Here is a 14,230-nt window from a genome sequence, read left to right as displayed (position 1 = left end):
AGAAAATCAAAAATTAGATGGGTCGTTAGCTCAGTTGGTAGAGCAGTTGACTTTTAATCAATTGGTCGCAGGTTCGAATCCTGCACGACCCACCATTCTACCAAGTAAACTCCCCAATTAAAACAACTTTGTCATTTGCATATTGTACGTTGAGTGCAGGTGAGAAGCTGCGTTCAGGTTTGAGCCGAGCGAAGCGAGACAGCGTTGCGCTTGCCGCAACGACTCGAAGGGCGAGGGCAAAGCCCGAGTCATCCTGCACGACCCACCATTTCAAACCCCATCTAAAAAACCAGCATTCCCTCGCCAGCTCAATATCATTTATTCCAGGTTTTCAGGGATTAACTCATTATCCTTTAAGATCCCGATAACGATTTCTTGCACTTTTAAACCTACAGCTCGATTATCTTGATAACCAAACAGTTCAATGGCCTCAGTCATCGCTTCCATAAAATGACCCATCAAGCAATGTAGAGATAATGCTGCTTTTTGTGTAGTTCCACAGTCGAAAAGCGTTTCAGTTGATTGGACTATACGTTCAGGCATCCATTGCTGATATTGTTTGCCGTTATACCAAACATCTTGTGGTGGTACTCTATGAGCAACAGTTCGCTCGAGTAGATTGAGAAAGAAGCGTTTCATATCTGTACTTCTTGACCAAGCAACCCATAGCTCATTACGCGTTAACGCAATCGCGACTTGATGAGCTTCAAACCAAAAATCAGTTACTAATTCGGTGAATTGCTGCTCACTCAATGGTGTTGGTTTTAATGCACTAGAGTTCTGTATTGAGAGTGCATCGGTAATGCCTGTTTTGTCTAACAGCACGACAAAACCGCGTGAGTAAGTACTATCTAACCCTTGTTGCTGCATATTGAGTAATCGTGAAGGCTCGGCAAAGGTAAAATCGACTTTGCGCCCTTCCTCATAAATCACTAAGCAGGTAGGGCTTTCAGGCTCATTTTCTCCACCATTTTCTAAATGTAATGCAATCAATGGATTGGCAATAAGGCTGATCCATTTTTTATCATGGAAAAGTGCGGTGACACCATGACCAATGAGTTCAATATCGATATCAGAATAGCTATCAATATTGAGTTCTCTCCCTCTAGATCCCGTGAGTATGACGGCGTCGATTCTAGGTTCGAGTAATGAAATAGAAATTATTTTATTGAGTAACGTTGCAGGTGATTCCATAACTGACCTATTGGAGTTAACAGGAGTCGCTAAGATACCGACAAATGAGGAGAAAAGCGAAAAACAAATCGTGGAAAGGGGGGGGACGTAAAATCATTCCCTCGTTAGGTGAAATCCTTGCAGACATCTTAGCCAAACTGGCGTATCTTGTTTAGTATATAAAACAAAAAATGCAGAATTAGTGGTTCTATGAAATTTTTTAGGCATAAAATAACTTTCTGCTAAACAGAGGCAAGACATGAGCGAGTTTATCGATTTTGACCATGCTGTTTATCCTTTTCCACCAAAACCAGCACCGTTGAATACCGATCAAAAAGCGTTTTATCGTGAGCGTATTAAGAAATTATTAGTTGAAAAAAACGCCGTGATTGTAGCGCATTACTATACCGATCCTGAAATTCAAGCTTTAGCTGAAGAAACAGGGGGCTGCGTGGCTGATTCTCTTGAAATGGCACGCTTTGGCGCTAAACATAATGCTTCAACTCTCCTTGTTGCTGGTGTTCGATTTATGGGCGAAACCGCTAAGATCCTGAGCCCCGAAAAAAATATTTTGATGCCAACGCTGGAGGCCCAATGCTCGCTAGATATTGGCTGTCCGGATGAAGAATTTGCGCGTTTTTGCGATGCGCACCCAGACAGGACGGTTGTGGTATACGCCAATACCTCCGCAGCGGTTAAAGCGCGTGCCGATTGGGTTGTGACCTCCAGCATTGCGGTAGAATTGATTGATCATTTAGATAGCCTTGGTGAAAAGATCATTTGGGCACCGGATAAACACTTAGGTCGTTATGTCCAGCAACAAACTGGCGCAGATATTTTATGTTGGCAGGGGGCTTGTATCGTTCATGACGAGTTTAAAACTCAGTCACTGGAAAAAATGAAAGCCATGTATCCAGAAGCCGCGGTATTGGTACACCCAGAATCACCTCAAGCCATTGTTGATTTAGCCGATGCTGTTGGCTCGACCAGTCAACTGATTAAAGCAGCACAAAATTTACCCAATCCATCGATGATAGTGGCAACGGATAAGGGGATTTTTTACAAAATGCAGCAGGCATGCCCAGATAAGTCGTTGTACATCGCACCAACAGCCGGTGAAGGCGCGACTTGCCGTACATGTGCTCATTGTCCTTGGATGGCAATGAATGGCTTACAAGCGATTACAGAAGCCCTTGAAGGGGATGGCAGTGCGAATCAAATTTATGTAGAGGAGCATTTACGTGAAAAAGCGCTCTTGCCATTAGATAAAATGTTAAAGTTTGCAGAAAGTCTAAAATAATAAACAAAAATTTAGGGTTTAATTTCAAATGAGTTAACCCTGTGATATTGGTGAGCAATGCTATTTTAACTATTGATGATAAATAGGATTTAGGAATGGAGTTTTTTAGCACCGCAAATACATTAATCCAGATCCCATTATGGGGTTCTGTTTATGATCTTTCGTATATTGAAGCTGTCGGTACAGTGGCTGGTTTACTGTGTATTTTATTAGCAAGTTTCGAAAAAACCATTAACTACTTATTTGGTCTGATTAACGTCACCTTATTTGCAGTCATTTTCTTCCAAATTCAGTTATACGCGAATTTACTTTTACAGGTATTTTTCTTCGGTGCCAATATTTATGGTTGGTATGCTTGGAGCCGAATGTCGAGCGCTCAAGAAGCTGAATTGAAAATTCGTTGGTTAAGCTTGCCGAAAGCGTTAACGACACTGGTAATTTCGATTTTGGCTATCATTTTTCTTACGCTAAATATTGATGTCGTCTTTGGTCGTTTAGCAACGTGGGCGGTTGAACTCTTAAATCTATTTGGCGCTAATTTAACATTGCCAATTCTTGACCCAGATGCCTTCCCATTCTGGGATTCCACTATGACGGTATTATCGGTTGTTGCGATGATTTTAATGACCCGCAAATATGTGGAAAACTGGTTGCTATGGGTGGTAATTAACGTAATTAGCGTTGTGATCTTCTTTATTCAAGGGGTATACGCTATGTCCCTAGAATATTTAATATTGCTAGGTATTGCGTTAAATGGGTCACGGTTGTGGATCAAATCTGCAAAACAAAATGGCTCAAGAGCACTATCTCGCGATTAAGTATTTTTGAACAGGTAGCTTGAACATACAGCTCGATAGGAAAAAATGCAAAAAACGGCTAAAGTAATATTATCGTTGTTTAGCCGTTTCTGTATATTTTTACTCTGTATAACCCATCTATCATTTAGCAATTGTGCTAAATATCAATGTTTCACCCCATTTTATAATCAGAACTTAAATAATGGATGGTTATCTTGCCATTTTGGCTGTTTACAGATGGCTAGGGAACGGTTAGATTGAAAATTCGATACCTGTCGCATTTTAAGTTAATTGTTAGCTATTGAGACTCAAAAGGGTATGTAATTCAACCTTAGGAAAAATAATAAACATTGGATATACCAGTATGAACTATCAGAACGATGACGTCAGAGTAAAACAAATAAAAGAATTATTACCCCCTATTGCACTGCTCGAAAAATTTCCAGCAACCGATAAAGCGGCGTTTACCGTTCATGAAGCTCGTCATGCTATTCATAATATCCTAGTAGGAAAAGATGATCGTCTTGTCGTTGTTATTGGTCCATGTTCTATCCACGATACAAAAGCAGCGTTGGAATATGCTGAGCGTTTGAAAGAAATTCGTGAAGAACTAAAAGATTCCTTAGAAATCGTGATGCGTGTGTATTTTGAAAAACCGCGCACCACCGTCGGTTGGAAAGGGCTTATTAATGATCCTCATATGGATCATAGCTTTGATATTAACGAAGGGTTACGTATTGCACGTGAGCTGCTGTTAACGATTAATGACCAAGGTTTACCAACAGCAGGTGAGTTTCTCGATGTGATCAGTCCGCAATATGTAGCTGATTTGATGAGTTGGGGGGCAATTGGAGCCCGAACTACCGAGTCGCAAATTCATCGTGAGTTAGCATCAGGCTTGTCTTGTCCCGTAGGTTTTAAAAATGGAACGGATGGGACAATTAAAATTGCCATTGATGCAATTAATTCAGCACGTTCAGCACATAGCTTCCTGTCTGTAACTAAGTGGGGGCATTCAGCCATTGTGAATACGAGCGGGAATCCTGATTGCCATATTATTCTGCGTGGTGGAAAAGAGCCAAACTACAGTGCTGAACATGTTAAAGCTGTACGAGAAGGGTTAATTAACGCAGGGTTAATCCCAAGCATTATGATTGATTTTAGTCATGCTAATAGCAGTAAGAAATTTGAAAAACAGATGGAAGTGGCGACGGATGTGAGCACTCAGCTCAGTCAAGGTGATCGCTCAATTACGGGCGTGATGATCGAAAGTCACTTAGTTGAAGGTAACCAGAATTTAGAATCAGGCGAACCTTTAGTGTACGGCAAGAGCGTGACAGATGCGTGTATTGGCTGGGATGATACGGAAAAAGTATTACGCCAATTATCGGAAGCAGTCATTGCTCGTCGAAATAAATAATCTAAATTATTCTAGTCATATATTGTAGCCCACTCACAATCTGAGTGGGCTTTTTAATGTCCATTTTATGAAGTATTCATGTTTATAAAATAAATTAATTAACAATATGAAAAATAAATTTGTTTTATTTTTTATCTAAATATAACTTAATTTTGATGTTAACATAAATTGGCTTATTTAAAATAAAAGGATTTAAAATGGAAAGACAAACAATAAATGAAATAAATCATAAAATAAACTTAATTAATGAGTTTGATTTATTAAAAAATAAAATGGAGAGATTAAATGAAAGCTATAAAGAATATAATAAAAAAACGAGTTTGATTAGTGGTGAACTCAGTGCAATATTAGCAGAAAATCCTGATATTTATTATGATGTCTCTCATGAAAACATAGTGTTTATGTTAAAATATCAAAATGGACTTAATGTTTTTAATTCATCATTTAACAACGAAATTCATGATTTACAAGAGTTATCAATGACAATTGAAAACTGCAAAATTCCATCTGAAGATTTTTTGAAAATTAAAGATACTATTTTTAGTAAAAATAAAAAAATAGATAACATAATGAAATTAGTACCAAAATTAACTTGGAAGGATAAAGTTAACCTTCGTAATTTGAATATTGAAATTTATTCAATAATTGAGGCATATGATAAAATTAATATTGCATTTAGCAATGCATTAGATGATTTGAGGTCTTCTCTTAATCATATTGAATATTCTTTTAATGTTTATGATGAGAATAATAAAATTTACTATGGCTATGATTACATTGGTGCTCTCGATAGAAATGAAAAATATCTCAGTGAGTTAGATATTTCATTGGCTAATCTAGAGTATAATTTAGCAAATGAACAGCTAACTCAAGATGAAATTGAATCGCTTGATATAAAAATACAATACCAAAAGGAAGAAAAAGAGTTAATTATCGATGAAAATAAAGCAATAGAAAGTGCACTTCAGCTATTGGGACTGAGTCGAGAAAATAGAATTATTATGCATTTTCCTGATATTATTGAGATGACCAGTAACGATATATCAGGAAACTTAACCGTAGCTATTGCTGGATTTAAAGTCATAGACACTAATGCTATTGAGAAGGCAGTCATGGATGTCGCGCCAATAAAAGGTTTGATACCACAAATTCCTCAAGTTAATTAAGACCGATAAACCACTGCCAAAGGATTGGCTGGCAGTGGTTCTTGGCGTTACTGAAATTTGGCTATTTTCTTAAGAAGTAAGCCTAATTGATCTTTGGGCTCAAATTCGGTGTCGCTGATGTTCTCTGGGCGAGCGGTTAATATCAGTCTTTCATTAGGTACATTCACATGGAAATAGAGCTTTCCTTTATGGCTTTTTACGTAGAACACATCACTGAGAGGAATACGATAACAATACGCAAAGATATTTGGACGAATATAAAAATGGTTATCCTTGATAGCTAGGTAGGTCGAAGAACTGGCTTTTTTACCAAAGAAACCCAAGAAAACGGCGAATACAAATAAAAACATTCCTAAGCTCTGACTTAATACAATCAGCACGATACCTAAAATAGCAATGGAAAACACCATGATAGTATTGTTGCGCTTGTTCATTGGAATATTAATGTCGAAAGGTACATTAATCGTAGTATCAAATGGGGTCAGTTGATGGTAGCGCCAACGAATAGCAGAAAAAATCATTCCCATCGCAAAGACAATCGTAATGGGCATTAACGCAATACTGCTGATAATGGCAAGGACAATGGCAAATGTCGGCTTATAGTTGAGTACCATCATGCTCACAATTTGCAGTGGGAAGCTGACACAGGCTATGATCATCAATGTTTTCATCAATTCAGGGTTTGCACTTCCCGCGGGCCCTTCAAGGCTCATTTCTCCGGTTTGTAACATATACAGGAGCGCACCTAAAATACTGGCGCTGAGGATCAACCCAACCCAGACATAAAGATTAAATTTATTCATTATCTTGTTTTATCAACCTTTCAGTAAATTTTGCCTATGATAGTCGGTTATTGTCGTTTTCGACACTCCAAGCGAATAGATTTTATGATCGAGTCAGTAAAATGGGGAAAATAGTGATAAAAAAGGGCTAAGCCATTAGCTTAACCCTCAATTTAACCACTTTAGGTCTTACATGAAGTAAGTGATTACTTCGCTTTACCTTGGTTAGCTACCGCTGCTTGTTTCGCTGCGATTTCATCTTGGTTGCCCAAATAGTAGTGTTTGATTGGTTTCATGTTTTCATCAAATTCATAAACCAGCGGCACTGCTGTTGGGATGTTCAGGTTCAAAATTTCTTCTTCACCCATGTTATCCAAGTATTTAACCAGTGCACGCAGTGAGTTACCATGTGCAGCGATGATCACTTTCTCGCCTTTCTCAACGCGTGGTTTAATCACTTCTTCCCAGTAAGGAACAACACGGTCGATAGTCGTTGCTAAACTTTCAGTAACTGGCAGTTCAGATGGTTTTAAGTTTGCGTAGCGTGGGTCGTGACCAGGGAAACGCTCATCATCTTTTGTCAGATCTGGCGGCGTGATAGCAAAGCCACGGCGCCACAGTTTCACTTGCTCATCGCCGTATTTTGCTGCGGTTTCTGATTTGTCTAAACCTTGCAGTGCACCGTAGTGACGTTCGTTTAGTTTCCAACTTTTTTCAACTGGCAGCCATTGCTGTTCAACTTGATCCAGAATGTTCCATAAGGTGTGAATAGCACGTTTCAGAACAGAGGTATAAGCGAAATCAAAAACAAAACCTTCTTTTTTCAGCAGTTGACCTGCATTTTTTGCTTCTTCGCGACCTTTTTCTGACAGTTCTACATCAGTCCAACCGGTGAAGCGGTTTTCTTTGTTCCACTCACTCTCACCGTGTCTTACTAAAACCAGTTTAGTTACAGCCATAGCTAAAACTCCTATCAGTACATTCAAATTAAAAATGAATTATTGCTGAGTTACATTATAGGGATAGTCAACTCGAACGCTAGTAACAACTTACGTTTTCACCAAGCCAAATCAAAAAATGCACCAGTGCAGGTACGTTTACATGAAAATCGTTGGCGTAAAAGTGACTAAATTGCCTGTTTATTGCCCAGATACCATTTTTATGGGATAAGTAAAAAATAACAGATGAACTAAATTTAACCCGAAGTGAAACGATACAGCAAGCCATAATTTACCGCTCCACATCCAAGCAAGACCATAAATCAGACCTGCAAGTGTAGCAAACAGGATTAATAACGGTCCTCCAGCAAAGTGGGCAGCACCAAACAATAATGCCGTGAGTATCAATGCTAGATAAGGCGAGCCTGACCATTGAGTAAGACGTTGTTGTAGGTATCCACGAAATAGTGCTTCTTCAGCGAAAGAAACGAACAGTATATTACTGATAACAAATGCAGGTAGCCAAGTGGGTAAATGAAATTCAACGCCTAAACCACCTGCAAGTGTGGCGATAATGAGTAGCACAGGAACCGCGATAATGAGTAGTAGCCACTGGCGACGAGAGGCATTTTTTACCGGTTTAGAGACGAGTAAAGTGGGTAAGCAAGCGAGCAAAATAAAAGGAATTAATGCTTTATCAAAGTTAAAATACAGCGTAAATGATGCGCTTTGTGCACCAACGAATGCTTTATCTAAATATTTTAGATTATTAAATCCTGGAAGTGCATGAATCAATAGTCCAATAGCGCAGGAAACAAGGATGATTTCACTGCCTATTTTTAGGATTGAAATGTGTGAGTAGTACAAATGAATGATGCAAATAGCCGTAATAAAGCCGAGTAATAGCAGTGCTTGCCAATGAATGATGCCAGTGAATGCTGCGATGGTGATGGCAATGAACAAGAGTAACAATGAAACAAATCGATGTGTGGTGAGTGTGACAAGTGATGAGGCTAACATTAACCAAGCCATAAGTAATACCTATATAAATATTTAAATTATTAAAACGGCAGATTTTAAGGAAATTTGGCTAATTTTCGATTTTAAATTGTTATTTCTGTATTTTGGCTAAAATAATTTTTATTAATCAATATGTTAATTTTGGTTTATTAATATTTATATTCAATCATTAGATTGAATATCGCTGAAAACAGAATATTCTATTTATCAGCGATATAGCATAGCGTTAAATTTTATCAATCTCGTAACGGTATTTCTCACCCTCAGGGACAAATCTGAGCCGGTGTGTAATACACGATGGGGCGTCTTCCTGATGATGGGAAACAAATAACAGCTGGGTATTCCCTTTGCTGAGCATGATATCGATGAAACGCAACACAAGAAGTCGATTTAAGCCATCGAGTCCTTGTAGTGGTTCATCAAGAATCAGCAAGGCAGGGTGTTTAACTAAGGCTCGGGCAATGAGGACTAATCGCTGCTGACCCCACGATAAGCTATGAAAGGGTTGTTGAGCCGTTTGTGGTGCTAATCCAAGTAGCGCTAACCATTCATACGCTAGCTGAATCTGGCGGTCAGATGGGGTTTGATACAAACCAATGGAATCATGAAAGCCAGAAATAATCACGTTGAGAACGCTGGTTGCCACACGATATTCTTGGTGAATACTGTTACTGACATAGCCAATATGACGTTTAATATCCCAAATGGTTTCTCCACTACCCCGGCGGCGTCCAAACAGGGTTAAATCATTGCTATAACCTTGAGGGTGGTCACCGGTGATCAGGCTCAATAATGTGGATTTACCTGCACCATTTTCACCAATGATCTGCCAATGTTCACCAGGGTTAACTTGCCAATTTAAGCCATGTAAAATCGGTTTATCGTTATAGCTCACAACACCATTATTCAAAATAATGTGTGGTATTTCGTGATCTAATCCATCATCAAGAGTCGGGTCTTCTTGTTCAGGGATCGTGAGTTGTTTGATTTTTTCACTGTGCTGTAGCTGGCTAATTAATGTGTTAGCAAGCACGGACTCTCTATCTCCGCTCAAGGTGAGCTTACAGTCAGCAACTACACCTAGGTGTTCGATAAAATCAGGAATTTGATCAAAACGATTGAGAACCAATATTAATGTGAGACCTTTTTCATGAAGATCAAACAGGAGCTCGCTAAGATTATGACGGGAATAAATATCTAGACCATCGAAGGGTTCATCGAGGATCACTAAATCGGGTGAGCCCATTAAGGTTTGGCACAGCAAGACTTTGCGGGTTTCTCCCGTCGAGAGATATTTAAATCGACGTGACAGTAAGTCACTAATACCAAATTTAGCGGCGAGCTCTAAGCACAGTTCGTTATCTTTATGATGAAGTTGAATAATTTCAGCTGCGGTAAAACCTGTGTCGTCTTCATCCTCGCTGAGTAAATCGGTATTATTACGTTGCCATTCTTGGGCAATAATCTTTTGAAGCTGCTCGAAAGAGAGGCGAATAGGCGACTTAAAGTCAACTTTGATCATGCCTGAAAGAGATTGAAGCTCCCCAGACAACACACGGGCTAGCGATGATTTTCCACTGCCATTTGCGCCAATAAAAGCCCAGCTTTCACCCGAATGAATTTCGAGATGAGGAATATCGAGCGTTTGAGTCTCGCTCAGCTTAAAGCACCCATTTTGTATTGTTATCGAGCTCATTTAGCTTCCTTATCATTGACCTGTCTGTTACCACAAATAATCAGGTTTACAAGCAAAGTCAATAAGTCACTCTGGACGGAAGCTAAAAAAGTCGAATAAAAGGTCTGAATTTGGGGTGTTAATCCCTAAAAATCTAACAAAGTGTAGCGATAATCACTTGATCTGCATTAAATAGCGCAGTTATTGGATCATTAACTGCGAGTTTTAGCGCATCAACTTCTTGATTTGATAAGGTGGAGCAAAGCGTTTCACCACCCGATAAAGTGACGAGAATCTCGCTATTTTCTGGTCCTCTTTCGAGGGTTGAAACGACGCCGCTCAGTTGGTTATCAAAGTGAGTCTTGCTCGGTTGTTTCGTTAATTTGACCCACGGGGCTTTAATGAGAGCGAGAACTTCTTTTCCTTCAACTAAGCCAAGACGATTAGCGCTGGATTCGGTCAGGGCTGCGTTGATGACGGTTTTTTGATCGGCGAGTTTGACTTGAACATGCTGCAATACATGATTGTGATCTCGAGCAATCAAGGTGCCAAAAAATTGGTTACGGGCACTGGTTTGTAGTGAAAAGCGAGAAATGGCGGCTAATAAGCTATCCAGTGGTAGGCTATCATCTTTGAGTACATCAAACGCTTTTTGCTGAATTTGTCCCAGTAAATCATAGAGCTGAATCAGTCTTTCTCCGTAGGGCGTCAGGGTCGTCCCACCGCCGCCTTTGCCTCCAGTGGCCCTGTCTACGAGAATGTCATCGGTGAGCAGGTTCATCTCATTGATGGCATCCCAAGCGCTTTTATAGCTGATCCCTGCAAGTTTAGCGCCTTGGCTAATTGAACCTGTTGCTTTTATTTGTTTCAATAGGGCAATTCGGCGAGGATCGGCAAACAAATTTCCCTGTAGTTTCAATGTAAGTAAGATTTCGGCCTGCATTGTATTCGAACTCCCTAGCTAGGATTATGGCGGCAAAGACAAAAAGCACATTTAGTATGTTGCTAGTATAATAATTTGTCTAAAATAGTATGCAATATAATGCTATTGTGCGTTATTATTTTCGTTGTATTGGTTTTTTCCTCGTCAGCGTATCAGCATGCTGGTGAGCACAGTATCACTGAAGAGGTTTCGATGTTAGAACTTATCAAAAGTTTGGGCTTTGCCCTATTAATGGTTCCAGTTGTCATGGTGCTGATTATGGGTCTGATCTATGGCTTAGGTTCATTTTTTAACTTATTGTCTAAAGCGCACGTTCCACATCACCATCATCATGAAGAAAGCAAATAATCTCTTGTAGATTTATTTTCTTGCTAATTATTGCCCTCTGACTACTGAGTAGTTGGGGGGCAAGTCATTTTTAACACTCCAAAAATGATTCTTTATAATAGCCAACAGGCTGTTATGGGAAGCCCATCAAAAATTATCAACGATAAATGTATTTCTGCTGTAATTATTTCATTTAATTCGATATATATAACCAATGTGTATAGATGCTCTCACTTATTAAATTTATAACGCATACTATATTAATATTATAAGTATTTTTTGAAGATTAAATGTTATTTAAAGGATGGTTTTATGAAGTTATTTATGGCGATTTTTATTCAATTGATAGTGATATTAGGTATTAATACGGCGAGCGCCTCCGCACTGGTAAAATCATTATCGAATTGTGATGCTGGTTTTTTCAAAGAAGCCAGTAAAAATAAAGAGTTAAATCAGATTTTTAATGAATTTTATCAACAAAAAATGATTGATGGCAACGCTTTTATCAAGCCAATTTCAATACAAGACGGTAAATTAAAACTCGAAAAATTTTCAGTAGAATATACGGACTTCAATAAATATAAGGGTGTTGTACCAAATGCACCGACGGGAGAATATTATTTTTGGGGATTTGAAACAAACCAGCCTTTTAATGACGTAATTAAAGCGTTATCACCACAAATAGATTTAGTTAAAGTCTCAGATGATTCTTACGTATATAACGCAATGTATCGTAATTCTGTATCGGATAAATGGCTCAAAAATAACTCACCTGCGTCAAATATGGCTCCTGATGAAGAATCGGCTGAAAAGCTTTTCATTATTGAAGTTAATAGCGACAAAAAAGTGACGCTATTTTGTACTATCCAAGGAAAAGTCGATCAGAAGGATCTACGTGAATCAGGGTTAATCAAATGAAAGTTAAATTCATGATGCTGTCATTTGCCTGCCTTACCGTCGTGGGTTGCCAAAATATCGGTAAATCTTCAACGCAATCCGATTTCCAATCTTCAGCGCTGCCCGCAGGATATGTAAAGTGGTTTGAAACGAAATCAAGCAACTTGTATATGGCGAAACCAGATTCGCATTACTACAAAGGTAACCCTGATCTGGTTCAGATCGATATCGTGACGTCATTTAAAAAAGAAGAAGAGTTCCGCGGTGTGAAAATGAAGTCGATGAGAGCGACGCATGTTTACGATTGTAGAAAAACCAATAAATATACGGAGCGACCAATCGGATTCTTTGCTAACCCATATGCGACGGGTAAGCCAGATATTCCTTACCCAGAGACGAGTAGCAATTGGGAAATCGCAGGGGAGAATAATTTTAATGGCATGTTTTGGAAAAAGTTGTGCGAAATGCGTGCCGATGTTGATAAATCGACGGATATTTTTGTGGATGTTTTAAATCAACAAAGTCCCCTAAAAATAAATGATTGGCTGAGTGTGACAGGGGCAGAAAAGAAAGCCAATGTTATTCATATTTCATACCAAGTGGATAACATGACAAAAGAAGCATTCCAGCAAAAGTTCAATAACGAAATTAAACATCAGCAGGTTGCAAGGCACTGTGATTTGTTTATGAATAAGTTTGGGATGGCAAAACCTAAAGCTATCTATTTAGATTTTTACATCAAAGGCTCTATTGCAGAATCCCTCGAAATTGACGATCGGCAATGTCAGTCTGTTGTTAAATAAATTTTTTAGTCACTATGATTGGATAGGCAATAGAAATACTAATGTTGTCTATCCTCCTGTCGATATTATTGTTATATGTGCGTAAATCCACCAATTATTGAGCTAGCACACTTTTATGGATGGTTTAACTTTAAGTTAACGCTGTATCTTGATATATATAGCGAGTTGAATAATACAATGGTGGATTAACATGAAAAAAGGTTTGATATCTCTAGTTGCTGGTGCCACGTTAACGCTGACGATGGCAGGGAATAGTTTCGCGGCTGAAAAAATTACAGTTTTCGCTGCTGCATCATTGACAAACGCCCTGAATGAAATTTCAGAGCAATATAAGAAAGAAACGAATGTGGAAGTGGTGGCGTCTTACGCATCTTCTTCAACGTTGGCCCGCCAAATTGAGCAAGGTGCGCCAGCAAATATGTTTATCTCTGCTGATCAGCAATGGATGGATTTTGCGATTGATAAAAATCTCATGGTTAAAGACACGCGTTACACCTTGTTAGGTAACGAATTAGTGTTAATCGCACCGAAAGATTCAAAAATTGATAAAGTTGAAATCAATAAACAGACAGATTGGAAAAAATTGTTAGATGGCGGTCGGTTAGCTGTCGGTGACCCTGACCACGTTCCTGTCGGTATTTATGCAAAAGAAGCGTTGACCTATTTAGGGGCTTGGGAAACGGTTGATCCGTTATTGGCACGTACAAATAACGTACGCAGTGGCATGGCGTTAGTTGAGCGTCAAGAAGCGCCATTAGGCATCGTATATGGTTCTGATGCGGTAGCAAGCCAGAAAGTCAAAGTAGTCGGAATTTTCCCTGCGGATACTCATAAACCTGTTGAATATCCAATGGGAATTGTGAAAGATCAGGATAATAAAGCGACCCGTGATTACTATGAATACTTAAAAACCCCAGCGGCTTCAGAAGTATTTAAACGTTACGGTTTCACTCCAAATCAAAAATAGCTAAGAGATCATATCGTTGCAG

General features: G+C 38.9%; 14 protein-coding genes, 1 tRNA gene and 1 other RNA gene. 10 read left to right on the top strand and 6 right to left on the bottom strand.

Features of this window, described 5'->3' with window-relative positions; genetic code table 11:
* Positions 1-19: 19 nt before the first annotated feature.
* Together PROVALCAL_RS15190 and PROVALCAL_RS19365 are read left to right on the top strand one after the other, a co-directional pair.
* Positions 20-95 (top strand) — tRNA-Lys (locus PROVALCAL_RS15190).
* A 44-nt stretch (positions 96-139) separates the two neighbouring features.
* Positions 140-268: non-coding RNA, RtT sRNA (locus tag PROVALCAL_RS19365), on the top strand.
* A 50-nt stretch (positions 269-318) separates the two neighbouring features.
* Here PROVALCAL_RS19365 and PROVALCAL_RS15185 read toward each other — a convergent pair.
* Positions 319-1,194 (bottom strand): aminoglycoside 6-adenylyltransferase, encoded by an 876-nt coding sequence (locus PROVALCAL_RS15185; protein ID WP_006660206.1) that lies wholly within the window; start codon positions 1,192-1,194, stop codon positions 319-321.
* A gap of 238 nt (positions 1,195-1,432) precedes the next feature.
* On the opposite strand from PROVALCAL_RS15185, the gene nadA reads away from it, so the two are divergent.
* The 4 genes from nadA to PROVALCAL_RS15165 all read left to right on the top strand — a co-directional run bounded on the left by nadA (position 1,433) and on the right by PROVALCAL_RS15165 (position 5,856).
* Positions 1,433-2,473: a quinolinate synthase NadA gene (gene nadA, locus PROVALCAL_RS15180; protein ID WP_006660205.1), complete on the top strand. Its 1,041-nt coding sequence runs from the start codon at positions 1,433-1,435 to the stop codon at positions 2,471-2,473.
* Positions 2,474-2,568: 95 nt separating this feature from the next.
* Positions 2,569-3,291, top strand: a complete 723-nt coding sequence (gene pnuC, locus PROVALCAL_RS15175) for a nicotinamide riboside transporter PnuC (RefSeq protein WP_006660204.1) — start codon at positions 2,569-2,571, stop codon at positions 3,289-3,291.
* Positions 3,292-3,634: 343 nt separating this feature from the next.
* Entirely contained in the window at positions 3,635-4,690 is a 1,056-nt protein-coding gene (gene aroG / locus PROVALCAL_RS15170) for a 3-deoxy-7-phosphoheptulonate synthase AroG (RefSeq protein WP_006660203.1), read from the top strand.
* Between the two features lie 197 nt (positions 4,691-4,887).
* Positions 4,888-5,856: a hypothetical protein gene (locus PROVALCAL_RS15165; RefSeq protein WP_006660202.1), complete on the top strand. Its 969-nt coding sequence runs from the start codon at positions 4,888-4,890 to the stop codon at positions 5,854-5,856.
* Positions 5,857-5,903: 47 nt separating this feature from the next.
* Here PROVALCAL_RS15165 and PROVALCAL_RS15160 read toward each other — a convergent pair whose 3' ends face one another.
* The 5 genes from PROVALCAL_RS15160 to modE all read right to left on the bottom strand — a co-directional run bounded on the left by PROVALCAL_RS15160 (position 5,904) and on the right by modE (position 11,214).
* On the bottom strand, positions 5,904-6,659 hold the full coding sequence (locus PROVALCAL_RS15160; protein WP_006660201.1) for a hypothetical protein: 756 nt from the start codon (positions 6,657-6,659) through the stop codon (positions 5,904-5,906).
* A 185-nt stretch (positions 6,660-6,844) separates the two neighbouring features.
* Positions 6,845-7,597 carry a 2,3-diphosphoglycerate-dependent phosphoglycerate mutase gene (gene gpmA, locus PROVALCAL_RS15155; protein WP_006660200.1) on the bottom strand — a complete coding sequence of 251 codons (753 nt, stop codon included), beginning with the start codon at positions 7,595-7,597 and terminating at the stop codon, positions 6,845-6,847.
* Positions 7,598-7,777: 180 nt separating this feature from the next.
* On the bottom strand, positions 7,778-8,608 hold the full coding sequence (locus PROVALCAL_RS15150; RefSeq protein ID WP_006660199.1) for a CPBP family intramembrane glutamic endopeptidase: 831 nt from the start codon (positions 8,606-8,608) through the stop codon (positions 7,778-7,780).
* A gap of 214 nt (positions 8,609-8,822) precedes the next feature.
* Positions 8,823-10,292, bottom strand: a complete 1,470-nt coding sequence (gene modF, locus PROVALCAL_RS15145; RefSeq protein WP_006660198.1) for a molybdate ABC transporter ATP-binding protein ModF — start codon at positions 10,290-10,292, stop codon at positions 8,823-8,825.
* A 133-nt stretch (positions 10,293-10,425) separates the two neighbouring features.
* Positions 10,426-11,214 (bottom strand): molybdenum-dependent transcriptional regulator, encoded by a 789-nt coding sequence (gene modE / locus PROVALCAL_RS15140; RefSeq protein WP_006660197.1) that lies wholly within the window; start codon positions 11,212-11,214, stop codon positions 10,426-10,428.
* 192 nt (positions 11,215-11,406) lie between these two features.
* Between modE and PROVALCAL_RS19360 the strand changes: the two genes are divergently transcribed.
* The 4 genes from PROVALCAL_RS19360 (at position 11,407) to modA (ending at position 14,208) form a co-directional block, all read left to right on the top strand.
* A complete protein-coding gene (locus PROVALCAL_RS19360; RefSeq protein WP_006662296.1) occupies positions 11,407-11,562 on the top strand; it encodes an AcrZ family multidrug efflux pump-associated protein in 156 nt (51 codons plus the stop codon).
* A 291-nt stretch (positions 11,563-11,853) separates the two neighbouring features.
* Positions 11,854-12,459 carry a hypothetical protein gene (locus tag PROVALCAL_RS15130; RefSeq protein ID WP_006660194.1) on the top strand — a complete coding sequence of 202 codons (606 nt, stop codon included), beginning with the start codon at positions 11,854-11,856 and terminating at the stop codon, positions 12,457-12,459.
* Positions 12,456-13,241, top strand: a complete 786-nt coding sequence (locus PROVALCAL_RS15125) for a surface-adhesin E family protein (RefSeq protein ID WP_006660193.1) — start codon at positions 12,456-12,458, stop codon at positions 13,239-13,241. Before PROVALCAL_RS15130 ends, PROVALCAL_RS15125 begins: the two co-directional genes overlap by 4 nt.
* A gap of 190 nt (positions 13,242-13,431) precedes the next feature.
* Positions 13,432-14,208, top strand: coding sequence for a molybdate ABC transporter substrate-binding protein (gene modA / locus PROVALCAL_RS15120; protein WP_006660192.1), 777 nt, complete (start codon positions 13,432-13,434; stop codon positions 14,206-14,208).
* Positions 14,209-14,230 lie beyond the last annotated feature (22 nt).

Source organism: Providencia alcalifaciens DSM 30120, from assembly GCF_000173415.1.
GTDB classification, from domain to species: Bacteria; Pseudomonadota; Gammaproteobacteria; order Enterobacterales; family Enterobacteriaceae; genus Providencia; species Providencia alcalifaciens.
The sequence above is the reverse complement of the archived record's forward strand: the minus strand, read 5'-3'. Positions and strand labels throughout refer to the sequence as shown.